This is a genomic window from Bacteriovorax stolpii, from assembly GCF_002872415.1.
Lineage (GTDB): Bacteria > Bdellovibrionota > Bacteriovoracia > Bacteriovoracales > Bacteriovoracaceae > Bacteriovorax > Bacteriovorax stolpii.
Window position 1 is genome coordinate 644,867 of sequence record NZ_CP025704.1, and the last position, 22,187, is coordinate 667,053.

24 protein-coding genes are annotated in these 22,187 nt (G+C 41.8%); 17 read left to right on the forward strand and 7 right to left on the reverse strand.

Annotated features, from left to right (window positions below; all coding sequences use genetic code 11):
* Nucleotides 1-8: 8 nt before the first annotated feature.
* Complete coding sequence (locus tag C0V70_RS03000) at nt 9-935, reverse strand: ketol-acid reductoisomerase (protein WP_102242386.1); 927 nt, start codon at nt 933-935, stop codon at nt 9-11.
* 67 nt (nt 936-1,002) lie between these two features.
* Here C0V70_RS03000 and C0V70_RS03005 point away from each other — a divergent pair, with 67 nt between their 5' ends.
* Genes C0V70_RS03005 through C0V70_RS03025 form a run of 5 tightly spaced genes read left to right on the forward strand, consistent with a single transcriptional unit; the run spans nt 1,003 to nt 4,610 of the window.
* The gene (locus C0V70_RS03005) at nt 1,003-1,770 is read left to right on the forward strand and encodes an aminotransferase class IV (protein ID WP_158649541.1); all 768 of its coding nucleotides are present in this window, start codon (nt 1,003-1,005) and stop codon (nt 1,768-1,770) included.
* Entirely contained in the window at nt 1,763-1,984 is a 222-nt protein-coding gene (locus C0V70_RS03010; protein ID WP_102242388.1) for a DNA gyrase inhibitor YacG, read from the forward strand. Before C0V70_RS03005 ends, C0V70_RS03010 begins: the two co-directional genes overlap by 8 nt.
* A complete protein-coding gene (locus C0V70_RS03015) occupies nt 1,953-2,852 on the forward strand; it encodes an inositol monophosphatase family protein (protein WP_158649542.1) in 900 nt (299 codons plus the stop codon). The genes C0V70_RS03010 and C0V70_RS03015 overlap by 32 nt, the downstream gene beginning before the upstream one ends.
* A 43-nt stretch (nt 2,853-2,895) precedes the next feature.
* The gene (locus C0V70_RS03020) at nt 2,896-3,828 is read left to right on the forward strand and encodes a hypothetical protein (RefSeq protein WP_102242390.1); all 933 of its coding nucleotides are present in this window, start codon (nt 2,896-2,898) and stop codon (nt 3,826-3,828) included.
* A gap of 17 nt (nt 3,829-3,845) precedes the next feature.
* Nucleotides 3,846-4,610: a HEAT repeat domain-containing protein gene (locus tag C0V70_RS03025; RefSeq protein ID WP_102242391.1), complete on the forward strand. Its 765-nt coding sequence runs from the start codon at nt 3,846-3,848 to the stop codon at nt 4,608-4,610.
* 23 nt (nt 4,611-4,633) lie between these two features.
* Here the strand turns inward: C0V70_RS03025 and C0V70_RS03030 are convergent, their stop codons facing one another.
* On the reverse strand, nt 4,634-5,152 hold the full coding sequence (locus tag C0V70_RS03030; RefSeq protein ID WP_133566692.1) for a hypothetical protein: 519 nt from the start codon (nt 5,150-5,152) through the stop codon (nt 4,634-4,636).
* Between the two features lie 108 nt (nt 5,153-5,260).
* Between C0V70_RS03030 and C0V70_RS03035 the strand changes: the two genes are divergently transcribed.
* Nucleotides 5,261-6,253, forward strand: a complete 993-nt coding sequence (locus C0V70_RS03035) for a KpsF/GutQ family sugar-phosphate isomerase (protein ID WP_102242393.1) — start codon at nt 5,261-5,263, stop codon at nt 6,251-6,253.
* On the opposite strand, the gene lnt is transcribed toward C0V70_RS03035, so the two are convergent.
* A complete protein-coding gene (gene lnt, locus C0V70_RS03040; RefSeq protein WP_102242394.1) occupies nt 6,197-7,777 on the reverse strand; it encodes an apolipoprotein N-acyltransferase in 1,581 nt (526 codons plus the stop codon). The two genes, C0V70_RS03035 and lnt, sit on opposite strands and share 57 nt — an antisense overlap.
* A gap of 63 nt (nt 7,778-7,840) precedes the next feature.
* On the opposite strand from lnt, the gene C0V70_RS03045 reads away from it, so the two are divergent.
* Nucleotides 7,841-8,542 (forward strand): hypothetical protein, encoded by a 702-nt coding sequence (locus C0V70_RS03045; RefSeq protein ID WP_102242395.1) that lies wholly within the window; start codon nt 7,841-7,843, stop codon nt 8,540-8,542.
* On the opposite strand, the gene C0V70_RS03050 is transcribed toward C0V70_RS03045, so the two are convergent.
* Entirely contained in the window at nt 8,520-9,671 is a 1,152-nt protein-coding gene (locus tag C0V70_RS03050) for a S8 family serine peptidase (RefSeq protein ID WP_102242396.1), read from the reverse strand. The genes C0V70_RS03045 and C0V70_RS03050 overlap by 23 nt on opposite strands.
* 326 nt (nt 9,672-9,997) lie before the next feature.
* Here C0V70_RS03050 and C0V70_RS03055 point away from each other — a divergent pair, with 326 nt between their 5' ends.
* On the forward strand, nt 9,998-10,228 hold the full coding sequence (locus C0V70_RS03055; protein WP_102242397.1) for a hypothetical protein: 231 nt from the start codon (nt 9,998-10,000) through the stop codon (nt 10,226-10,228).
* Between the two features lie 91 nt (nt 10,229-10,319).
* Here C0V70_RS03055 and C0V70_RS03060 read toward each other — a convergent pair whose 3' ends face one another.
* Complete coding sequence (locus C0V70_RS03060) at nt 10,320-10,691, reverse strand: TraR/DksA family transcriptional regulator (protein WP_102242398.1); 372 nt, start codon at nt 10,689-10,691, stop codon at nt 10,320-10,322.
* A gap of 242 nt (nt 10,692-10,933) precedes the next feature.
* On the opposite strand from C0V70_RS03060, the gene C0V70_RS03070 reads away from it, so the two are divergent.
* Nucleotides 10,934-11,218: a hypothetical protein gene (locus C0V70_RS03070; RefSeq protein ID WP_102242400.1), complete on the forward strand. Its 285-nt coding sequence runs from the start codon at nt 10,934-10,936 to the stop codon at nt 11,216-11,218.
* Between the two features lie 3 nt (nt 11,219-11,221).
* Here the strand turns inward: C0V70_RS03070 and mltG are convergent, their stop codons facing one another.
* Nucleotides 11,222-12,280 carry an endolytic transglycosylase MltG gene (mltG, locus tag C0V70_RS03075; protein ID WP_102242401.1) on the reverse strand — a complete coding sequence of 353 codons (1,059 nt, stop codon included), beginning with the start codon at nt 12,278-12,280 and terminating at the stop codon, nt 11,222-11,224.
* Between the two features lie 106 nt (nt 12,281-12,386).
* Between mltG and C0V70_RS03080 the strand changes: the two genes are divergently transcribed.
* Nucleotides 12,387-14,285: a hypothetical protein gene (locus C0V70_RS03080; RefSeq protein WP_102242402.1), complete on the forward strand. Its 1,899-nt coding sequence runs from the start codon at nt 12,387-12,389 to the stop codon at nt 14,283-14,285.
* A gap of 1 nt (nt 14,286) precedes the next feature.
* Here the strand turns inward: C0V70_RS03080 and ruvX are convergent, their stop codons facing one another.
* Nucleotides 14,287-14,745 carry a Holliday junction resolvase RuvX gene (gene ruvX, locus C0V70_RS03085; protein ID WP_102242403.1) on the reverse strand — a complete coding sequence of 153 codons (459 nt, stop codon included), beginning with the start codon at nt 14,743-14,745 and terminating at the stop codon, nt 14,287-14,289.
* 282 nt (nt 14,746-15,027) lie between these two features.
* On the opposite strand from ruvX, the gene rho reads away from it, so the two are divergent.
* The 7 genes from rho to C0V70_RS03120 all read left to right on the forward strand — a co-directional run bounded on the left by rho (nt 15,028) and on the right by C0V70_RS03120 (nt 22,187).
* Complete coding sequence (gene rho / locus C0V70_RS03090; RefSeq protein ID WP_102242404.1) at nt 15,028-16,275, forward strand: transcription termination factor Rho; 1,248 nt, start codon at nt 15,028-15,030, stop codon at nt 16,273-16,275.
* An 8-nt stretch (nt 16,276-16,283) separates the two neighbouring features.
* Complete coding sequence (locus tag C0V70_RS03095; RefSeq protein WP_102242405.1) at nt 16,284-17,414, forward strand: DUF1385 domain-containing protein; 1,131 nt, start codon at nt 16,284-16,286, stop codon at nt 17,412-17,414.
* A gap of 11 nt (nt 17,415-17,425) precedes the next feature.
* A complete protein-coding gene (gene prfA, locus C0V70_RS03100; RefSeq protein ID WP_102245440.1) occupies nt 17,426-18,493 on the forward strand; it encodes a peptide chain release factor 1 in 1,068 nt (355 codons plus the stop codon).
* Between the two features lie 32 nt (nt 18,494-18,525).
* Nucleotides 18,526-19,416 carry a N5-glutamine methyltransferase family protein gene (locus tag C0V70_RS03105; protein ID WP_133566693.1) on the forward strand — a complete coding sequence of 297 codons (891 nt, stop codon included), beginning with the start codon at nt 18,526-18,528 and terminating at the stop codon, nt 19,414-19,416.
* 10 nt (nt 19,417-19,426) lie between these two features.
* Nucleotides 19,427-20,686: a UDP-N-acetylglucosamine 1-carboxyvinyltransferase gene (gene murA, locus C0V70_RS03110; protein ID WP_102242407.1), complete on the forward strand. Its 1,260-nt coding sequence runs from the start codon at nt 19,427-19,429 to the stop codon at nt 20,684-20,686.
* Entirely contained in the window at nt 20,686-21,030 is a 345-nt protein-coding gene (locus tag C0V70_RS03115; protein ID WP_102242408.1) for an HIT domain-containing protein, read from the forward strand. Before murA ends, C0V70_RS03115 begins: the two co-directional genes overlap by 1 nt.
* 101 nt (nt 21,031-21,131) lie before the next feature.
* On the forward strand, nt 21,132-22,187 hold the full coding sequence (locus tag C0V70_RS03120) for a hypothetical protein (protein WP_102242409.1): 1,056 nt from the start codon (nt 21,132-21,134) through the stop codon (nt 22,185-22,187).

Genomic DNA, 22,187 nt, shown 5'->3' on the forward strand with positions numbered 1-22,187 from the left:
TTATCTCACTAATTGATAAGATCAGCTTTTAATCTTTTATAAACCTGAGAGAGTTCTTCTTTCTCCCAGTCTTTGGTTACTTTAGCTCTTAGTTCGTCGGTGTATCCTTCGACTTCTTTGTAGAAAGTGCGGTCGTTAATATCTTTCATGATTTTCTCCAGACCTTTTTCGAACTCTTCGCCCAGAAGAAGTTCTTTGCCTTTTAGTGAACCTAAAAGAGCATTGGGAGAAATTAGGTTAAAGAAAGCTTCAGGCCCTAATGTGACGATGGCCTGAGAGATCGACTTCAGCTCTAAAAAACATTCCATAAAAGCGATTTCCTGAGAGATGCCATTTTTTCTAAGAGTGTTGAAAGATTTTAAGGCCACGTAGGGAAGAATCGAGCAAAGGAATGATTGCTCAGAAAATAAATCGGCGGCGCACTCTTCATCGAAGTTGCTTTTGTAAAGAGCGGTAAAGCCACAAGCTTTAGCCACCATGCGCAGGTCTGCTTCAAGTTCAGCAGAGTCGGCACAATAAGCGGCACCGATTTTTCCTTTGATCTCGTACTGGTATCGCACTTCACTGGCAATCGCTTTGGGAGCAAGCAGTGAGTGATGAATGTTGGGGTATGTTTTTTTCAAATCAAACTTTGAAACACTGAAACCGTGAGCATAAATTAAATGGGTTCCGGGTGTTAAGTAAGATTGATTTTTTTGCAGGAAACTCAGCTGTTGATCGTCAGGAATCAGCATGACTAAAAGGCGCTCATTTTTCAAAGCATCACTTTCCAGATCAATAATTTGAAAACCCATTTGCTCGGCAAGAGCGCGCGATTTACTTTCTTTGTTTAAAGCAATTTTTAAGCTCTGCTTTGAATCTTTGAGGTTCAATGCCCATGCTTTTGCTTGCGAGCCAAAACCGACGATTGTCACGCTGGATTTTAGAGACCCCATAAACTTTCCTTTGTCAGATCTTCATGAATAAAGCTACACTCTTAGGAAGAAAGAGGCTAGCATTTCATTGAAAATAATATCGCAAGATTCAATTCCATTTTATCAGTCAGAAGAGCTCAATCGCGGGGTTTGGACTTTCACTTCTTTTCTTTCAGGACAAGCACAGTTTGTCTTTTTAAACGAGCATTTAAACCGATTGTTAAAAGGCGCAGATCACCTCTTTCCTAAAGTGGGTTGGATGAATTTCAGGGGAGAAATTGAAGCTTTTTTACAGGCCGAATTTGTCCCGGCACATTATTTTCGTCTTAGTATTGCTGGGGATACTTTGCTTTTTACCAAGAAGCCCCATGCACCAAAAAATCCTTATTTAAATTTGGGAAATGCCACATCAATCAAGACCCCGAGCATAGTGCCTTCATTTGTTAAATCCCCCAATTATTTAGTGGCCGACCTTGAACTAAAAGAGGCCCTAAAAAGAAAGTGTGATGATGTGATTTTTTTCGATGACCAGGGCAATGTCACAGAGGCGAGCACCTCGAATGTTTTTGTCTGGCTGGATGATAAAACGGTCCTGACGCCTAAGCTTTCTTCCATGGTATTGGACGGAGTAACCCGCAAGAAATTAATTGAATATTTAAAACGCGAAGACTTTCATGTGATTGAATCCGACATTTCTAAAAGTGAGCTTGAAAGCTCCAGAGAAATTTGGTTAACTAATGCCATACAAGGCATTCGTTTGGTTGATCAATATGAAAAGATCAATTTTGTGAGAGAGAAAAATCTTTACCAGACTGCGTGCCTTAAATTCGGCCGATTCGGAGAAAGGTATGAATAAACTGCTAAAAGTTAAATGCCCACAGTGTGATACTACTTTTACTTATTACGAATCAGAATTTCGTCCCTTCTGCTCAAAGCGATGCCAGCAGATTGATCTTGGACACTGGTTTCAGGAAACGTATACGGTCCCGACAAGAGATGTCGTCATGGAAGAGGAACAATCAATCGATCAGGATAGCGATGAAAGAAATGAAAGCGAATACGAAAGTTAAAAAAGTAGTTGTTAAAAAAGAAGAAGCACTCAAATTGGCGATGGATCTTGGAGTCAAGGCTTCAAAGCTTCTTTTGGAAAAACAGAAAAAACTATCCAGCTTAAAAATCACAACGAAAGTGGCCCAGGGAATTGCCAGCAACGCCGATATTGAATCGGAAAAACTGGTGATTGATGGGATCAAGAAAAAATACCCAGAGCATTTTATCCTGGCAGAAGAGAGCGCCTACAAAGAATATATGGGCGAGATGAACCGTTATAAATTTCTCAAAGAGAAAGAGTGGGTATGGATCATCGATCCGCTGGACGGAACAAATAATTTTTTAAACGGGCTCGATTATTACGGAGTCTGTATTTCTCTGGTTCATTTCGGAGAGCCGGTAGTGGGAGTGGTGATCAGACCGACTAACGGAGATTGTTTTTATGCTATCAAAGGCAAGGGAACAAAATTGATCAACTTTTCAAAAGACTTCAAGAAGAAATCAAGACCTATCAGCCTAAAAAAGACATCGACGAAAAAAGCACTGAGTGACTCACTACTAGTTACTGGATTTGCCACAGAAAAAGGCCCGGTCTTTGATCAGGAATTCGACCTGTTCAAAAAACTCATGGGCAAAAGCCGTGGGATCAGAAGAATGGGAAGTGCGGCCCTGGATTTATGTTACGTGGCCCGCGGAGTATTCGACTGTTTTTGGGAGAGAGGACTGGCGGCGTGGGATGTTTCTGCGGCCGGATTAATCTGTCTTGAGGCCGGTGTTTTAGTAACTGATTATGACGGTCAGAAATTCCATCCTTTCCAAGCGACAATCGCAGCGGCAAGAGCTCCTTTGCACAAGGAATTGTTGTCTTTATTTGGGAACAGATTATAATTCCATATAGATGTGATTAGAGATTAAATCCTAGGAAGGGACCGTGACAGAAACAATACGTTTGATTCTCACCAAATTTACTGATGAAACCATCACAGTGTTTAGTTTGTTATTACTGCTGACGATGGTGGCGATTATTATCTATTGGTTTTACAACCGCAAAAAGTTTCATCAGCTTTCACACGAAATCCCGGCGAGTGTTGTAAAAAACTATTTGGATTCAATCATCCAGAATTCTAATTCACTTAAATCGTCTCTTTTTAGAGGCGGTGGTCTTGATATGGGCAACGGCGTTCCTTCTGTTGTACCAGTAGGAGATCTTCCATCTTCAATGAATATCGGTGTTGGTGCCGGTGCTGAAGAAGTGACACAAAAAAATGCAGAGATCGCAGCACTTACACAAAAACTAAGCGACCGTCAGAGACAGATCGTTGACCTGGAGAGAACAATCCAGGAGCTTTCTGCTGGAAAAGGTCTGGGCGCTGAAACTGAAATCCTGAAAAAAGACTTAGGGACAGCTCAACAAAGAGTGAGAGACCTTGAGGCGCAATTAGCAGAAGCGATGACAAAAGCTGGTGGAGACGCTGGTCTTCAAAAAGAGCTGGCCTCGGTAACAAGCGAAAGAAATGAAATCCGTGAGCGCTTAAAAGAATACGCCATTATCGAAGAAGACCTGGCCAACTTAAAACGCCTTCAGCAGGAAAATGACCAGCTGAAAGCTGAGCTTCAGGCCCTAAGAAAAGGAGCCCCAGCTCCTGCGCCGGCAGCAGCACCTGTCGCACCACCTCCGCCAGTTGAAGAAGTGGAAGATTTAGAAGCAGCAATGGCCCAGGCAATTGCTGATAGCAAACCGGCACCTGCTGCTGAAAAAGCTCCTCAGGTAATGGATATCCCTCTTGAAGAGGTTCCTCAGGAAGAAGGGGAGCAGAAATCTGCAGAAGAACTGTTGTCTGAATTTGAAAAAATGCTGGGTTAATCCCGCGGGAGTTTTTGATGAAGAATGTAGCTCGTATTATCTGTGTTCTGTCTCTGACTTTTTCTGCTTATGCACAGGCAGCGATTAATAATTCAGATGTAAAAAATGCTCTTCTTCAGCGATACATGCTAAACAACGACAAGACTCAGATGGCGAGCCTAAAGAGTGAGACTCTTAAGCACGGTGGAGAGTCTGTGGCGGCCTTGATTGAAGTAATGAAAAACGGAAAGTACCCGGATAAAAACCGTTGGATGGCGACGTTTCTTCTGGGACAAATCATGGGAGATAAGTCAGCACCATTTCTTTCAAAATTCTTAAAGCACCCTCATTGGGTTATGAGAATGGCCAGCTTAAAGACGATGCTTGCTCTAAAACAAAGAGGGTACTCAGAGCAGTACGCGAGCCTTTTAAAAGATGATTCATTCATCGTTCGCGCTCAGGCCCTGGATAACATCAGGACACTGAAGACAGTAGACGTAGCTCCACAAGTATGGGCGATGTTATACGACAAGAAAAACTACTATCAGCCAACAATGAACGGGAAAGCTCTTAAAGCGAAACGTTCAAACATCATCAAGTCAGTCATCGCGACAGTGGGAGACCTGAAGTTTGAAAAGGCCCGCCAGCCGCTTTTAAAGATGATTCAAAAAGAGCGCTACAACGATATCTTCCCGGAGATGGATGCAAGTCTTGCAAAGATCACTGGACAGAAATCACCTGATGGGGACATGAGCAAGAAGAGAATCTTCTGGCAACGTATGGCCCTAAATACAACAATTTAATTTAAAGAAATTTTTTAGAATTTTTAGAAATTCTTTTCGGCTTCTTTTGTTTTCTTATCTTCGATTTCTTGAAGCTTGGCTTCGATTGCCAGGGCTCTTTCAAGACGGTAGAGGATAGATTTTTCTAAGATTCCGTCAGTTCTGATAATCTTCCAGCCTTGCAGGAAATCCTGCTCAACTCTCTGGCGTTTAAAGACTGTGACCTTCGCCACTTCTTTTGTTCCACGATAACCTTTGACGACGTTGATGATCAGTTTGAATTCCGCTCTTTTTACAGAGTCACTTGACCCGAAAGAGTCGGCGAAGTTTAGCTCAAGAGTGTTGTCGATCCAGCGGGTTTTAATGACTCCGGCATCCTGGTTGTAAACTTCTCTGGCGTATTTATTAGTGAGCTTCATCACCTCTTGCCAGACCTTGTTGTAGTCGGCACGGTAAACTTGACTTGGAATTTCAAGATCTTCAGTGACTTCCTTGAAATTTTCATAAGAAGAGCAGCTGTAAGTCCCAAACAAAATAGCTGTGACTACAATGGTCTGTGCCATGATCTTTGGTAATCTTTGCTTTAAATTGTTTGAAAAACTTTTTATCATCTTCTTAATATTGTAACGTAAGACCCAGTAGTTTCAAGATTTTCACTTAAAAGGGAAAGTATGACCCACTCAAAAACCATGGCGGATGTTCTTAAATTGGAAGCGGAATCACTTCTTCGTGCCGCAGAGATTTTAGAAAAAAATCACTCAAAAGATGCAGATAAACTCACTAACTTGTTTGATCAGCTGAGAGCGACAGGTTCGTCGATTATTTTTTGTGGAGTAGGGAAGTCTGGCATTATCGCTCAAAAGTGCGCGGCCTCTTTCACTTCTCTTGGTCTTCCGGCCCTTTTTCTTCACCCGACAGAAGCTCTTCACGGGGACCTGGGGCGCGTGGGGAAAAACGATGCCATCGTTCTTTTAAGTAAGTCGGGAACAACGGAAGAAGTCTTAAAGCTGATGCCATTTTTACAAATCCCACGAAGCCACCGCATTGCTCTTGTAGGAAAAGTCCCTTCACCAATATCAGAATACTGTGACATCATTTTTGATTGTTCTGTTGAAAAAGAAGCCTGTATCAACAACCAGGCGCCGACGACGAGTTCAACACTTGCGCTGGCAATGGGTGATGCGATGGCCGTGCTTTTTGAAAAATACATCGGCCTTTCAAAAGAAGGTTTTGCTGTTAACCACCCGGGAGGAATCCTTGGTAAGTCTCTGCGCATGAAAGTGCGCGACCTGACAATCAAAGAAGACCAGTGCCCGGTTTTAAAGAGCACACAAACTCTTCAAGACGCTATTTTAATGATGACAAAGTTTCCAGTGGGAGGCTGTGCTGTTGTTGATAATGGAGAGTTTAAAGGCATTTTGGTTGAAGGCGATATAAGACGAACATTCACTCGCGAAAATCAAGGGCTCCAAACAAGTGTAGAGTCCATCATGAACAGGACTCCGACTAGTATTCATCCGGATCAATTGGCCTTTGAAGCGCTGGAGTTGATGGAGTCAAAGACCAGGTCATTTCAAATACTGCCGGTCTTAGAAGGGAAAAAGTTTTTAGGCTTTATCCGTCTTCATGATCTCTTGAAAGAAGGTTTTTCTCTTAAGGGCTAATTCCACTAATCCTAAAACGACAGCAACCATGAGAAAACTTAACAAACCAAAAGTTTGGAAAAGTGTCTTTTCTCTTTTGGCGAAAGTGAAGTCGTGATCAAGATAAGTTTTCTCACCTACTGATAAACGAGGGCTCTCGCTTCCATCAGGATAAATGACCGTTGAAATTCCTGTATTAGTCGACCTGATGATCGGAAGGTTAAATTCAAGTGCACGCCATTTACTTAAGAACAAGTGCTGGTGAGGTTCCGCCGTATCGCCATACCAAGAATCGTTCGTCAGATTGATTAAAAACTGAGCTTCATCTTTTTGATGGTTGAGCATATCAGCGACAAAGTCCGGGAATAGAACTTCATAACAGATGACTGAGACAAAACTGTGATTGTCTCGGGTTTTAAAACCAGTGTACGTATCGCCTTCAGCAAAATAAGAGATGTTGGTGATAATACCACTTAGGTACTGGTTAAACGGACCAAAAGGCAGTCCCTCTCCAAAAGGGATCAGGCGCATTTTGTGATAGACCTCTTTCATGTAGCGATCGCTGCTAAAAAGGAAGGCAGAGTTGTAATCACTTTTGTAATTTTGTTCGCCGGGCTTCAGGCTTGAATCATAACCACCAATAAAAAGTTCAGCTCCGGTTTTTTCGATAATGCTGTCGATAACTGATGGGGGAGGAAAATTCTTATTGTTCTTCATCCCTTCACTTAAAAAGAGAGTGGGGAACGCTGTCTCCGGCCAGATCACTAAGTCTGTTTTTTCCGGGAGTTTATCGGTGCTTAGAAAGTAATAACTGTCATAGACACTCTTAATTGAGTTAACACTTCCGCGTTCAGAATCAATTTTAAGGAAGTTTCCGATGTTGGGTTGAACCATACGGATTTTTAACGTGCTCAATTCCTTTGCACTGCTTGGGTGTAAAAAAGGCAAGTGAAACACAATTACGACTAAAGCAAAAGCGTAGTATAGTTTAGGTTTTTGTTTTGTTTTAAAGTGCTCAACCAGGGCCAGAGATAATAGGGCCGTGAAGAACGAATAGAAAGCGGCCCCTGCCCATGGAGCAAAAACCAGTTTCACTGTCGGTGCTAATGAAAGAAATGAATGCCCTAAGTGCGCCGGGAATTGCTGAGGCACAAAGCGCTCAAGCACAACATATCCTACAGCAAGAAAAAGCGGGTGTTTGATTTTGCTTTTTAAAACCACGTAACAATAGACTTGGGGAATGATAACAAAAGAAAACACCAGGCCAAGCAGGTGGTTTAAAGGAAAGAAGAGACCGCCGAACTCTTGAAGAGTGTGCGGAATCCAGTAGAAACCAAGCAGGTAAAAACCAAGTGAGTAGGCTAAACTTAAAACAAATTGTTTTTTGAGAGAAGTTTCCTGATCCAGGGCCCAGTTAAAAAGAGCAAATCCGATGATCGGAGCAATAAACAGCGATGAGCCATTAAAAAGTGGGAAGCCCAAAGCATAAAGCATTCCGGCCAGGAGGCAGACAATAATTGTTCGGTATTTTAATAAAATTGGCATAAAGAGATACTAGTTTTATTCAGATTATTTGCCAATGAGAGACTCTCACTTTAGAATTTTATTATGAACAATGATGTTTCTAGAATAACTCCAGGAAGGGGAGAGTCTCTCGATTATTTTGAGGGGCTTCGTTCATCCATCCCAGAAGCCGCTTACAAACCAGTCAAGCGCTGCCCGAACTGCCAGTCGGTTTATTTAACCGATACTAACTGCGAAGCATGTGGGCGCTCACTCCTTTATCATCCGATCGGAGATCCTTTTAGTGCTAAAAGTCTTTATGGTTTTAAAGAGCGCTACTACGAGAGTTTCTCAACTTTCATTAAGTATTTTCCGGTTTTTGAAAACAAAACTGGCAATGAAGCCAGGAGCTATGTCAGAAAACTGATGAAGCGTTTTGATGATTTGCTTGAGGCCTTTGGTGATGAAGAGGCCATGGATACAAAAAACCGCAGGCTTTTTTATGTCGAAATCATGGAGCTTATGGATGAGCTTCTTCGTTACGGGACTAGTCCAGTGATTCTTCAGCAAAAAATTGAAGGCAGCTCATTTGAGACCGGTTCTCTTTTATCTGAACAATTGCTCCTGTATTTAAATGAAACGAAAAAAGAAAATAAGCTTGAAGCTTCGTGGAGTGTGCGCTTTTTAAATCATCGTTGGTTTGGTTTGAAAGTGGACAGGATTTTTAAGACGGTTATAATCGCGGCCACTGTGGTTGCAATGGCCGTCGCTTATTATGGTGTGATTAGTTCGCAAGTCGGTAGATAATTTTCCCTTCTTCTTTTTTAGCCTGAGACTTAGAGTCGTTAGCTAGCTGACGGTTTGGAGTGTCTTCGTATTGAGCAGCAAGAGTGATCGCAGCTGAAGCATCAAGACGTCCACCTGTTGCGCATTTTCCTTCCATCGTTACTTCTTTTTTAGCAGAAGCTTTGATGATTTCCTTAATTTTTTCAGTCGGAAGGTTAGGGAACTGAGACTTAATTAAAGCAGCTACACCTGTTACGAATGCTGTTGCTTGAGAAGTACCAGTTAAGTATCCTGCACGTCCGTTTTGTAGAGAAGATTTAATACGGTAACCTGGAGCAAAGATATCTACACTTGAACGTCCGTAGTTTGAAGAGCTAAGGATTCTTAAGTCTTCATCGTGGGCCGTTACAGTAATGATATTTTTCAGTCCGTAGCTTGCCGGGAAGTAAGCTTTCTTTCTATCGTCAATGTTAGACTCTTCGTTACCAGCTGCTGCAACAACCAGGATTCCTTTTCTTTCAGCTTCTTTAAGGATGCGCAGTTCTTCTACTGCGGCCTCAGGTCCACCACCAGAATAGTTGATAACATCAACGTTGTTGTCTACAGCGTACTTAAGAGCTTCAACCGTAGAGTTCAGGTTATCAAGCCCTGAAGCATTTGGGTTGTAGTACTTTAGAGCAAGGATTTTTACATCTGGATAGATACTCTTAATGATCCCAGATACGTGAGTTCCGTGTCCGTGTTGATCAAGTGGAGCACCTTTTAGTTTTTTATCTTTAGAGAAGTCGACACCGAAGTTGTTCTCATCAACTTTTCCATTTTCTACGAAAATGTTCTTTTCAAGGAAAGGGTGGATCGGGTCGATGCCAGTATCAACTACAGCAACGACGATTTCCTTTTTCTTCTTAAATTTCTTCCATGCTTCTAGAAGATTAATGCTCGATGGATTTTCTGGATTAACTCCCCAGCTTACATAACTAGAAGTTAAATCACGTGGATCAAAATAAGACTTCTCTTCCATCTTTTGAGATTGAACTCTTGGAAGATTTCCCTGAATGTTGGCAGTCTGTGACCATGCTCCAAACGAGATTGTTGCCACTACATTAAGTACAACAAGTCTGGTGATCATCTTCTTCATTTGATTCTTCATACTAATCCCTTAATTCGATCCGGCCAGGGTTCATTCTGGCCTAATTGGTTCTCCCCCTTAAAGAGCAAGCTTCTTGCCAAGGAGTTCCCCTAATAATCTAGGGGGTTAAGGTTCAAAGTGATCAAAGAGTTGATAAAAAACTAGTGAGCTGTAAAAAGTTTAAACACATTTTAAGTGATGGATCCTGATTGTGATCCTAGACCAGGTTTTAAAAAGTTTGTTAAAGGGTGAAAAAATGACACTAAATAAATGGCAAGCGGATTGCTCTATAGATTGGTAAGAGGCCCAAAGTGGGGCCACCCCCTCAAGGATGTAGAGGTTACTGTATGAAAAATGGATTACTTAGATTTTATCTCGTCTTTATGTTCGTTAGTTTAGCGCTTTTTTCATGTGAAAATCGCGACCTAAGCAGCGATGCCAGAGAAGCCAAGCAAAGCATTATCGACAGAAAGCCAGACATGCGTCATCCAGTGGAGCCCAATGAGGCACCAGCTGAACCTCAAAAAGGAAAGAAGTCCCGCGGTAAATACATTTCGAGATCGAGCAACTGGTGCTGATTCCCCCCTCAGCACTGATTGCCCGGTATCAATAAAAAAGCCTCCAATTGGAGGCTTTTTCTATTTAGATCTTGTTGTGAGAGAAATGTGATTAGATAGCTTTGATAAATTTTTGGTTTTCTCTTTCTTGTTCTTCAGCATGAGTGATACACAGAGTTGTCCACGGTTGGTTTTCCAGGCGTTTTTCACCGATGGCCTCATCACACTCTTCGCAGTGACCGTAAACGTTCTGCTCGATCTTATAAAGGGCTTCATCAATGGCCTTAAGCTTTACCAGCTCTCTTTGGCGCATATTAAATGTTACTTGTTGATTGATGACCGATGTGGCCAGGTCTGCTTCATCAGACAGGTCGTCTGAAGATACTTGAAGGTCTTCTGTACTACGTAGAATACCACCGTTCATGATCTTCATCTTCGCCTGAAGAAGTAGTTCTTTGAATTTTTCCATCTTAGCTTTGTCCATACATTCCTCGTTTAAACTAGTAACCTAAGAAACTCGGTCTGACGTGTGCGCCAGAAGAAACTTACCAAATAGTTTACCTTGTTTTTTGAATTTGACACAAGGGAAAAAACTACCATTACCTTTCATCTGGGCCAGAGTTTTGACTGAATAATCGACAAGTTTAGGCGCCATTCTGTCAAAAAAGTTTACAAGGTTTTGGGGAGCCATTATTATTGGGGAAATCTATAGAGAGGACGATTTATATGTTTGCTGAAGAGTATCTAGCACTAGTGCGTGAATGCCGTGACGAAGAAAAAATGTTTCAATTCCTAAAAGAAGATAAGCCGGGAGTGGCCCTGGAACTGGCAAAGTCAAAAAACGTGAGCCCGCGCATTCTTGATATTCTTACTCGCCATGTATCAATCACTGTTCGTCACGAAGTGGCAAAGAACCCTCTGACACCTGTGACGACTCTGCAAAGACTAGCAAGCGATAAAGACATGCTGGTAAGAGATTACGCTCGCAGAACTTTACTTGCTCAAAACTAAATTTTACGGTTGAGCTGGCGCCTGTGGAACTTCAGGTTTCTTATCTTTATCGCGCCAGCTTTTGCCTTCACGATTCTTCGCATTCTTCTGCCATTTATTGACCGCTTCTTGATGGGCCCCATAGCTCTCTGAAAAAATGTGTGTTCCGTCGTTTTGACTCACAAAATAGAGATACTTGTGTTGAGCAGGGTGTAGTACCGCTTTGATTGATTCAATTCCTGGATTGGCAATCGGCCCTTTTGGTAAAGCTTTAACTGTATATGTATTGTAGTCAGTTGGAGTCAGTAGATCTTTTTTTGTAATGTTTCCATTATAAGTCTCATAAATACCATAGATCGTCGTCGGGTCTGACTGCAGTCTCATTTTAATTCTCAGGCGATTTAAAAATACTCCGGCAATTAGCGGTCTTTCGCTCTTATCTCCAGTCTCTTTTTCAACCATTGAAGCAAGAGTGATGACATCTTCTTTACTCATTCCCGCCAAAGAGTAATCAACTCCCGTTGTTTTTTTATTAAACTGTCTCACCATCGTTTTGATGACATCTTCTGCCGGAAGTCCTGGGGCAAAGTCATAAGTTTCGGGGTAGAGGTATCCTTCTACAGTTGCACCTTTGATTCCTAAGCTTTGAACGAAGGCCGGGCTTTTACATAATTCAATAAACTGGTCATAGGTCGTGATTGATCGCTCTTCTAGCATACGACCGATCTCATACATGTTTTTTCCCTCGGGCACAGTGAAGTACATCGCCAGGGATTTTTCATTGATAAAAGTATTGTAGACATCCATCAGGTTTGATCCAGTCTTAATCTGATATTGTCCTGATTTAAACTTGGTCATCACTCCTCTCATTTGAGAAAGGCGGTGAAAGAGTCTTGGAGAAGAAATAAGTTTTTCTTTGTCTAAGCGGGCATTAATAGATGAGAAGCTCTCGCTCGGCTTGATGTAAAAGAAGGTGTCAGGTCCTTCATATCTCCAAATGTAGGCAGAGTAATAAATCCTAAGTCCTACTAACAATAAGGCAAATAATGGGGCACCCAAAAGAAATAATAGATTTTTTTTCATAATATCTAGAGGTTAATGAATATCATCCGGGCTTACAACGAATGGCCATAAATTCCTAGTATTGCGTATGTTCGTTCGGCCCTAGAATGGAGGCTGGAGAAAGTGAATGAAGATTATTTTGGCCCTTACTATAATGATACTTTCAATAACCAATGTCTTTGCTCGGCCATCATGTCCTGCAGTTCAACCACAAACAGGTGTTGAGAATTTTGCCAAAGATGCAGCAGGTTTGGCGTGCGCAGCGACTCGAGAAGAGTATCAGTGTGCAAAATTAGAATCAGAACTTGAAGATAAAGAAAAATACAAAGTCATTAAATGCGACAGCAAATCTCTTGAGGCCAATAAACTTTCTAATGTGAGTTTGAGTGATTGTGTTTGGAATGGATTAAAAATCAGTGGCGAGCAATTGGTAGACCTGGGAAAACTACCGGGGAAAATTGCTGAGAGCATTGCCAAAGGTTTTAGTGAAACTCAAATGTGTAACCAGAGCATTGAGAAAAAAAGAGAGATCTTAAATGCTTTCAACTTAACCATTGAAGATTCGCGTTTCAAATTAACAGAACAATTTTTAGGACGCTGGCTTGAAGAGGCCCCTTGTTCGGAAATTGAAAAATTAGTTTTTAACCGTTATCAAAATTATCAAAATACAATGATGCGCGAGCGACAGGCCGCGATTTTAACCGGAAAAAAACCAGCGGCATTAAAAACTGAGAAGCAAGGTCCAGGTCTAATGGAGCTTCTAAAATCGGCAATGAAAGAGGCCGGTGCTGTTTATCAATGTTATACGCCTAAAGTAAAAGCTGAAATGATTTGCGCAGGAGTGACTTCACTCCTGGCCGATGCTGCCTTAGGTGGTGGTGTGCTGATGGCGGCAAAAAAAATCAGCATGGTTGTTAAATCTAAAAAAGCTCTGGGCAACATCGAGCGAGCTGTGGCCTCTGGAAATAAAGCAGACCTAAAAGATTCGGCCGCTCTTTTAACTAAAGACAGATTAAAAGGAGCGCAGGCCGTTTTAAAACGTGAACTGACAGAAGCAGAAAAGAAAGCCGTGATGGAAGCCCACGAAGTAGGGATTAAAGAAGGACGCGGTTTTTATTCTTATACTCAAGAAGACATTTCGAAAAAGGCCCGCATTCTAAGAGAGGCAGGTCTGTCTCCGAGCGAAACCCGCGAGTTGATGGAAAATGGTATTACCGGAATGTTCCGCGATCCATTCTTTAAAAACGCGATGGTGAAGCACTTTGAAAAAACAGTAGCGCTTACTATGACTGAAGTGCAAAAAGACGCCATGGTGGCCATTCACGAATTGGGGAAATCATCGGCCGCTGGATTTGCAGATAAAGCAAAAGCACTTTTAAAAGAAGCGAAATTTACAGATGAACAAATCGCAAAAATCTTAAAAGCAAAATCAAACGAAGAAAATGGAATTAAGACCGTTGTCGCTGCGGCCGTAGAAAAGAAGACGGAAACAGCGGCGACTAAGCCGGTAGCAGAAGTGGCTAAACCACAACCAACCACTGCGGCCGTAAAACCGGTGGAAACTCCTGTTCAAGCAGTTGTTGATTCTCCAGGAAGAAAAGCTGTTTTAAGCAACTTCAAAGACGATAAACTTGTTCAATATAAGCCGATGGAAATCGATGAGAAATTAACAGGTGAAGCGCTTGAAGCAAAAAAACGCGCCAGAAGTAAAGAGGCACAAGAGCTGATAAAGAAGCTGGAAAAGACCAATGGCTTTGATGTCCAGGCTTCAATGTACTCGGATGCGGAGAGTATTTCGAAGGCCAGAAAGTTTATTGCTGAGTACGAAGAGAAAATCGCCAAGCTTCCTGCCAAGGGAGCGGATATGACTAGAAAAGATCTACTAGATAAACTCGATCGTTCAAAAACATCGCTGGAAATGTACCAGAAGAGATGTAAGGGAGCACTGGAGCTCTACCGCGAGGCTTACGGGATTGTTCAGTACTTAAAAACGTACGAAACCGTCTACGAAAGAAGCTGTAAATAATTTAAGATTTGATAAAGTCTTCGAGGATGATGGTCGCTGAAACGCAGTCGATTTTAGTGACATCAACCTTGAAGTTGAATTGGGGAGAGTTTTTCATTCTGTCTTCCGCAGCTTTTGTTGTCAGCGTTTCATCTTGTTCAAAAAACATCTGATCCGGGCAGGCCTTTTGTAAAAGAGCGCCAAACTCTTTCATGCGTCTGGTGTTGTCACTTTCTTTTCCATCGACAAAATACGGTACACCTAAAACGATGATGTCGATGCCTTCGTTATCAACCAGGGCCTGAATCGTTTTGATGGATTCTTCATGAGAGCGGTAGATGATCTTTTCAAAAGCATAAGGAAAAGGGTCGTGCCCCGGGCAGTACATTGCTGTCCCAATGACCTTGCTGCCAAAATCAATGGCCAGGATTCGCTTTGCAATGAATTGTTGGTAGCGGGGATAAAAAGAATAATCTTCCATGCATTGGGGTATATCTTACGGTGCAATCTCTGTAAAGTAGCTGTTTTTAATGGGTTAGGTGTTAGTTTTACCTCGAAAAAAAACGTGTTTCAGGCCATTTATCTTGACAGTTTTCCCTACAAGGATAATATTGGATATATATTTACAAGTACCTTCCGCTAATAACAATCCCCGAAATTTTCAACACCATGAGGTTTTTCAAAATTCGGTCTTATTTTCGTTCATTAAAATTCAATTAACATTTAGATAAATAATTTTCACCGCAACAGGAGTCACCTTCAAATGCATCTTAACGATCTTAGAGAAAAAGAAATTGCCGAACTCACGACCATGGCCGAAGAGTTACAGATTGAAAACCCAAGTAACTTAAAGAAACACGAACTCATCTTCGCTATCTTAAAAGCAACTGCAAAAGATGATAAGGCCATTTTTGGAAACGGCGTTCTTGAGATTCTGCCAGATGGTTTCGGATTCCTTAGATCACCTCTTTATAACTACCTTCCAGGTGCCGATGATATTTACGTATCACCATCTCAGATCAGAAAATTCGGTCTAAGAAAAGGGGACTCAGTAGAAGGTGAAATCAGACCACCAAAAGAGGGGGAGAGATACTTCGCCCTTGTTAAAGTAAACGAAATCAACGGACAGTCTCCTGAAAAACACAAAAAGACAGTTCTCTTTGATAACTTAACTCCATTATACCCAGAAAAGAAAATCAACCTTGAATACCACCCGACAAACTACTCAACTCGTCTTATTGACCTGTTTGTACCGCAAGGGTTCGGTCAACGTTGTCTTATCGTAGCTCCACCAAAAGCTGGTAAGACTGTTCTTCTTCAAGATATCGCTAACGCTATTACAACTAACCATCCAGATGCAGTTCTGATTGTTCTTCTCATTGACGAACGTCCAGAGGAAGTAACTGACATGAGAAGAAATGTTAACGCTGAAGTTGTATCGAGTACGTTCGATGAACCTGCTACTCGCCACGTTCAAGTTGCTGAGATGGTCATCGAAAAAGCGAAACGTTTAACTGAAGCTGGAAAAGACGTCATCATCCTTCTGGACTCGATCACTCGTCTTGCCCGCGCTTACAACACAGTTGTTCCACCATCAGGTAAAATCCTTTCGGGTGGGGTTGACTCAAACGCTCTTCACAAACCAAAAAGATTCTTCGGATCTGCTCGTAACATTGAAGGTGGGGGATCTCTTACGATCATCGCTACAGCTCTTATCGATACAGGTTCAAGAATGGATGAAGTTATCTTTGAAGAATTCAAAGGTACAGGTAACTCTGAAATCCAGCTTGATAGAAAACTTCTTGAAAAGAGAATTTTCCCAGCTCTGGATATCAACAAGTCTTCAACTCGTAAGGAAGACCTGCTTATGGCACCAGGCGATCTACAAAGATCGTACCTGCTTCGCAAGGTTCTTCACCCAATGGCGCCAATCGACGCTATGGAATTTATCCTGAGCCGTGTAACGAAAACAAAATCGAACTCGGACTTCCTGGATTCAATGAACTCATAAGAGAAAATATGAAAAAGACGCTGCTTAAAAAATTAATTCTTCTCGTCTCAAAGCAATACGCTTCAATCGGCGGCCAGGCCGTAATTGAAGGCGTAATGATGAGATCGCCAAACGCTTTTGTTGTCGCTGTTAGAAAACCAGATGGGTCTATCCGCCTGAGACGCGATCAATGGTACGGACTTTCAAACAAGCTCGCTTTTTTGAAGAAGCCGTTCCTGAGAGGTGTTTTAGTTCTGGTAGAAACAATGGCCAATGGAATTGTTTCTCTGAATTACTCGGCCAACATTGCCATGGACGAGGAGAATAAAAAAGAAGCGTTAAAAAAAGGTCAGACGGAAGAAGAGTACGAAAAAACAAAAAAATCAAAGGAGAAGGTAAGTCTTGAGACTTTCCTTTCAATTGCGGTTTCTTTCTTATTTGGTATCGGGCTTTTCGTTTTTGTTCCGCACGCAGCGACTGCGCTGATTGAAAAATACTCGGGAGCGAGCTGGGATCTTCAAAGCTGGCAATTCCACGCAGTAGACGGAACAATTAAAGCTTTCATCTTCCTGACTTACATTTGGTTAATCAGCTTCATTCCAGACATCAAAAAAGTGTTCCAGTACCACGGAGCTGAACATAAATCGATTTCAACTTTTGAAGCAGGTGAAGAACTGACGATCGCTAACGCTAGAAAATTCCCGACATTCCACCCACGTTGTGGAACGACGTTTATTTTCTTTTTAATGTTTGTATCGATCATTCTTTTTGCCATTATCTTCGCAATCATTCCGGTAGGAACAAATTCTCCGGTTATTTTAAAGCACCTTTATGCCATTTTATTTAAAGTTGCTTTAACATTCCCGATTGCCGGTATTTCTTATGAACTAATTAAATTTCTGGGCAAAAATCCGGATTCATCTTTTGGAAGATTCCTAAGCTATCCTGGGAAAATGCTTCAGAAGCTTACGACTAAAGAGCCAGATGACCAGCAATTGGAAATCGCTCTTGCTTCAATCAAAGCGGTGCTTTTCTTGGAAGAGAAGTACAACTTAAAAGATGCCAGCTCAAAAACAATCACCGTGGACGAAATTGACCTTCGCACACTAAGTGATATTGAAAACAGTAACTTTAAACTAAAAGACTTTTTAGAAGGCTAATATCCATGTCAATGTTTGATAAACTAGAAGCAGTTGTTAATCGTTATGAGCAACTCACAGAAAAACTTGCAGACCCGTCGATCTACGACCGCCAGAAGGAATTCAAAGAGATTTCATCTGAGCGCTCAAATATCGAAGAAGTTGTAAATGTTTATAGAGAATACAAAAAAATGAAAGAAGACCTGGAAGGGTCTAAAGAAATTCTTCGTAATGAAAAAGACGAAGATATGCGTGAAATGGCGAAAATGGAGCTTTCTGAGCTGGAAGCGCAAATCCCACCAATGGAAGAGAAACTAAAAGTTCTTCTTCTGCCAAAAGATCCATTAGATGACCGCAACGTTATCATGGAAATGAGAGCAGGTGCCGGTGGAGATGAAGCATCGATTTTCGTAGCTGATATGTTCCGTCTTTACCAAAACTATTTCCGCCACCTCGGTTTTAAAATTGAAGTGGATTCAATGTCTGAAGGTGATCAAGGTCTAAAAGAAATTATCTTCACTGTTACAGGTGATAAAGTTTACTCAAAACTTAAATGGGAAGCGGGAGTTCACCGCGTTCAACGTGTACCAAAGACAGAAACAATGGGACGCGTACACACTTCAACCATCACTATCGCGGTTATGCCAGAAGTTGATGAAGTTGAATTCGAACTTAACCCGAACGAACTTCGTATCGACGTTTACCGTTCAGGTGGTTCAGGTGGTCAGTCGGTTAACACGACGGACTCTGCGGTTCGTATTACCCACTTACCAACAGGTATGTCGGTAGCTAACCAGGACCAGAAGTCTCAGCTTAAAAACAAAGAAAAAGCGATGAAGATCCTTCGCTCGAGAATTTACGAGCAAATGGTTAAAGCACAAAAAGATGAAATCGATTCTGAGCGCCGCGGACAAATCGGTGAAGGGGATCGTTCTGAAAAAATCAGAACGTACAACTACCCTCAAAACAGAATTTCTGACCATAGAATTGGACTGACTGTTCACAACCTTGAAGGGGTTATGAACGGTGACCTTGGTGACATTACAGATGCATTGATTGCTCATCACCAGGCCGAGCTAATGAAAGGACAAGAGGAATAATAATCGAGTAATCTTAAATCAAGCGAGTGCGCGTGAGCATTGTCAGTTTAGATAATTACCTGAAAGGATTTTTTGAGTCGGAAAAAAAGAATCTGATGCAAAACTATCCGGGGCTTACGTTGCACCGACTTCGCCAGGACATCAATCTGCATGCTTTCTTGCACGGGATTGATTCAGAGGAGATTTTTGATTTCCCTTATCTTCCTCACCGCACACATCCACTGACTATTTTTTTCGAAAAGCTCAAAGAAGGTGTTCCTCTGGAATATATCACGGGCTACGCTTATTTTTACCGCTCCATTTTTAAAGTCACCAGCGACACACTTATCCCGCGCAGTGAAACTGAAATCCTGGTGGAGCTTGCTTCGCAGGAAATTAAGAAAAACTACCGCAAAAGGCCATGCCGTGTGGCCGATATTGGAACGGGAACAGGGGCGATTGCCCTCTCGCTTATGACTGAAGAGAGCGCTGCTCTTTCAATTGTTGCCAGCGATATTTCTCCAAAAGCGCTTAAAATCGCCAAGGAAAACTACTTTAACCAACGTTACGGGCTCTCGAACATTCACCAGATCGACTTCGTTCTTAGTGACCGCTTTGCCAATATTACTGGCGAATTCGACCTGATCCTTTCAAATCCTCCTTACATTAAAAGAGAGGCAGACCTAAAAGAGGTACATCCGCAAGTGGCTTCATTTGAACCACACCTGGCCCTCTTCCTGGATGATGATTCGTATGACCAATGGTTTAAGGAATTTTTTGAAAGTATTTATCAAAAGTTATCGACCACAGGTGTATCATTGATCGAAGGACACGAACACCATCTTGAACATTTGGCAGCTATGGCAAAATCCACTGGGTTTAGCGAAGCCGTCGTGATTCAGGACTACACACAAAGAAACAGATTTTTAAAGTTAAAAAAATAAAGGAAGGATCATGGACAAATTAATTATCTCTGGACCTGCAAAACTTTCTGGAACAGTTAGAATCGCAAGAGCGAAAAACGCTTACCTGCCAATCCTGGCCGCGGTCCTGCTTTCAGATAAACCCATTCACTTAAAAAATATTCCTGAACTTCAGGATATTAAAACGATGATTAAGCTTCTTTCGAATCTTGGTGTCACAATCAAGAAGGAAGGGGATATCACGACTTTTGATGCTTCAACTCTGAACTCTCACGAAGCCACTTACGACATCGTTAAAACGATGAGAGCTTCTATCTTCGTTCTTGGGCCTCTTCTTGCAAGAAGAAAAGCTGCAAGAGTTTCTCTTCCTGGTGGGTGTGCGATTGGGACAAGACCCATTGACCTTCACTTAACGAATCTGGAAAAACTTGGTTGCGAAATCAACGTTCACTCTGGATACGTTGATGCCAAAGTAGACAAGATGAAGGCCACTCACATCACACTTGCCTTCCCATCAGTGGGAGCGACAGAAAACTTGATGATGGCCGCTGTTTTCAGTGATGGTGTAACGACAATTGAAAACTCTGCTCTTGAGCCAGAGATTGATGACCTGGCACACTTCTTAAATGCAATGGGTGCAAACGTTAAAGGAATTGGAACAAGAACGATTGTTGTCACTGGTGTAAAAGAACTTAAAGAAGTGACATATGAAGCGATCGGAGATCGTATTGAAGCAGCGACTTACTTAATGGCCGCTCTGGCAACTGGATCAGATATCGAAATCCTGGGTGTCAATCCTCGCCACTTAGATTTCGTGACAGAAGTTCTTCAGCAAATGGGAGCAAAGATCGTCACTGGTGAGAACTCAATTAAAGTTTTCAAGAGTGAGCTTAAAGGCTGCTTAATTGATACGGCACCATTCCCGGGATTCCCGACAGATGCTCAGGCCCAGATGATTGCTCTTTGTACGCAAGTTAAAGGTGCTTCAGTTATTACTGAACATATTTTTGAAAACCGCTTTATGCACGTTCCAGAGCTTGTTCGTTTAGGAGCTGATATCACTCTTAAAGGAAAGTCTGCCTTTATTCAAGGTGGAGAGAAGCTGACGGCCGCTCCAGTTATGTGTACTGACCTTCGTGCAAGTGCTGCTTTAATTATCGCAGCTCTGGCAACTGAAGGGGATACAGAAATCCAGCGCGTTTACCACCTGGATAGAGGGTATGAGCGTCTGGTAGATAAATTCTCAGCTTTAGGAGCGAAGATTAAACGCGTTCCAGGGAACCCGACATAATGAGCGCTGATTGTTTATTCTGTAAAATCTTAAAGGGCGAAATTCCTTCAACGAAGATTTATGAAAAAGGAAATGTGATGGGCTTTGTGGATATCTTTCCACAGGCAAAAATCCATTTGCTTTTCGTTCATAAAAACCACACGCCAGATATTAATCATATGTCAGCAGACCCGCAAACAATTGGCGAAGTCTATCAGGGAATTGCCGAGTACACGAAGGCCCAGGGCCTTGATCAAGGCGGATTCAGAGTTGTTACAAATCTTGGTAAAGATGCCGGTCAGACAGTTTTCCACACCCATTTCCACGTTTTAAGTGGAGAGAAATTGGGCCGTTTCGGTAGCTAGTTCATTTTTGAAAATGGCCGATTGCTTGCCGTCTTTTTTATTTAATATAACTCCATCATTTGTTAAATCTTCTGTGTTCTCAAAAAACACAGGAGATTTTTATGCCTTATATCCTCTTACTCTTATGTTTACTTCTTGGTGCCTGCGGAAAAAAAAGCAATAGCATCAGCACTCCTTCCGTCGTTTCAACTTCAGAGCAGAGAAGCTTTATTGTTATTGCTCATGAAAAGGGAAGTTCTGTTTTTAGAAATAAAGTTCTCAATTCAATCGTAGAGACAAAATTTCCTGCAAACAATCCAGATTTTGAGATTAAAAAAGGTGATGAACTTTTAGGTTATGAAATGAGTGAGCGCGACCGCGCTTTTTATGAGCACAATGAGCGCACAATGGCCAAGGTCATTGTTTCTTTCACTGACAGGCTGGAGATTTATTTTGTTCCTAAGAAAGTTGTGATTCCTGAAATCATATCTCAATTAAAACTCACTCCGGAAGCTCAAAGGAAATTTAAACTCATCAATCCTAACGGGCACTACACAGAAGAGGGAAACACTCTTTACTTGGTTAGCGTGAATCATGAAGACCTGATGGAAAACGACAAAAAGTTCTATCAGGAGAATTTTGATCTTCAAGACTTAAAAGAAAGATCGGCCTTTTATGTTGAAAGCTATAAAGAAATGGTTTTGAGTATGAATTATGATTTTTTTAAAGAAAGAGATATTACAAAATTTTTTACAGGACCGACCATTAAGTGCACCCGCGATTTACTTGAGGCCGGTACATGTGGGCGGTGTGAATACAGAAAAAGTGTCCCATCTGGAAGCTTTGATAAAATTGCCAATCCTTCTTTGGATGATTTGGGAGTTGGGTTAAAGCTTGATGGGCAGTTAATTAAAATGGGAGATTTAACCGCAGAAATGTTTACTCCTGACTCGGTGGTTTTTCATTTTGTTCCACAGGCATTGGATGTTTCTGTCACGCTTAAAGTGGAATTAGAAAAGAAGGCCTTGCCGACTTATAGGATTTCAGAAAATGTAGAGGAGCTCACTTATTGTACTTCCATCCCTAAGGGGTATATCACCCTGGGATCAAAAGCATCGCTTAGTTTGAAAGTTAAAATGCTGGGAAGAGGCGAGAAGTTAAAGGATATTAAATTATAA

Excerpts from the sequence above, each read along its gene's own strand:
- C0V70_RS03000 (WP_102242386.1), bottom strand. The coding sequence starts at position 935 with ATGGGGTCTCTAAAATCCAGCGTGACAATCGTCGGTTTTGGCTCGCAA.
- C0V70_RS03010 (WP_102242388.1), top strand. The coding sequence starts at position 1,763 with ATGAATAAACTGCTAAAAGTTAAATGCCCACAGTGTGATACTACTTTT.
- C0V70_RS03015 (WP_158649542.1), top strand. The coding sequence starts at position 1,953 with ATGAAAGAAATGAAAGCGAATACGAAAGTTAAAAAAGTAGTTGTTAAA.
- C0V70_RS03025 (WP_102242391.1), top strand. The coding sequence starts at position 3,846 with ATGAAGAATGTAGCTCGTATTATCTGTGTTCTGTCTCTGACTTTTTCT.
- C0V70_RS03030 (WP_133566692.1), bottom strand. The coding sequence starts at position 5,152 with ATGGCACAGACCATTGTAGTCACAGCTATTTTGTTTGGGACTTACAGC.
- C0V70_RS03035 (WP_102242393.1), top strand. The coding sequence starts at position 5,261 with ATGACCCACTCAAAAACCATGGCGGATGTTCTTAAATTGGAAGCGGAA.
- lnt (WP_102242394.1), bottom strand. The coding sequence starts at position 7,777 with ATGCCAATTTTATTAAAATACCGAACAATTATTGTCTGCCTCCTGGCC.
- C0V70_RS03045 (WP_102242395.1), top strand. The coding sequence starts at position 7,841 with ATGAACAATGATGTTTCTAGAATAACTCCAGGAAGGGGAGAGTCTCTC.
- C0V70_RS03050 (WP_102242396.1), bottom strand. The coding sequence starts at position 9,671 with ATGAAGAATCAAATGAAGAAGATGATCACCAGACTTGTTGTACTTAAT.
- C0V70_RS03055 (WP_102242397.1), top strand. The coding sequence starts at position 9,998 with ATGAAAAATGGATTACTTAGATTTTATCTCGTCTTTATGTTCGTTAGT.
- C0V70_RS03060 (WP_102242398.1), bottom strand. The coding sequence starts at position 10,691 with ATGGACAAAGCTAAGATGGAAAAATTCAAAGAACTACTTCTTCAGGCG.
- C0V70_RS03070 (WP_102242400.1), top strand. The coding sequence starts at position 10,934 with ATGTTTGCTGAAGAGTATCTAGCACTAGTGCGTGAATGCCGTGACGAA.
- mltG (WP_102242401.1), bottom strand. The coding sequence starts at position 12,280 with ATGAAAAAAAATCTATTATTTCTTTTGGGTGCCCCATTATTTGCCTTA.
- C0V70_RS03080 (WP_102242402.1), top strand. The coding sequence starts at position 12,387 with ATGAAGATTATTTTGGCCCTTACTATAATGATACTTTCAATAACCAAT.
- ruvX (WP_102242403.1), bottom strand. The coding sequence starts at position 14,745 with ATGGAAGATTATTCTTTTTATCCCCGCTACCAACAATTCATTGCAAAG.
- rho (WP_102242404.1), top strand. The coding sequence starts at position 15,028 with ATGCATCTTAACGATCTTAGAGAAAAAGAAATTGCCGAACTCACGACC.
- C0V70_RS03095 (WP_102242405.1), top strand. The coding sequence starts at position 16,284 with ATGAAAAAGACGCTGCTTAAAAAATTAATTCTTCTCGTCTCAAAGCAA.
- prfA (WP_102245440.1), top strand. The coding sequence starts at position 17,426 with ATGTTTGATAAACTAGAAGCAGTTGTTAATCGTTATGAGCAACTCACA.
- murA (WP_102242407.1), top strand. The coding sequence starts at position 19,427 with ATGGACAAATTAATTATCTCTGGACCTGCAAAACTTTCTGGAACAGTT.
- C0V70_RS03115 (WP_102242408.1), top strand. The coding sequence starts at position 20,686 with ATGAGCGCTGATTGTTTATTCTGTAAAATCTTAAAGGGCGAAATTCCT.
- C0V70_RS03120 (WP_102242409.1), top strand. The coding sequence starts at position 21,132 with ATGCCTTATATCCTCTTACTCTTATGTTTACTTCTTGGTGCCTGCGGA.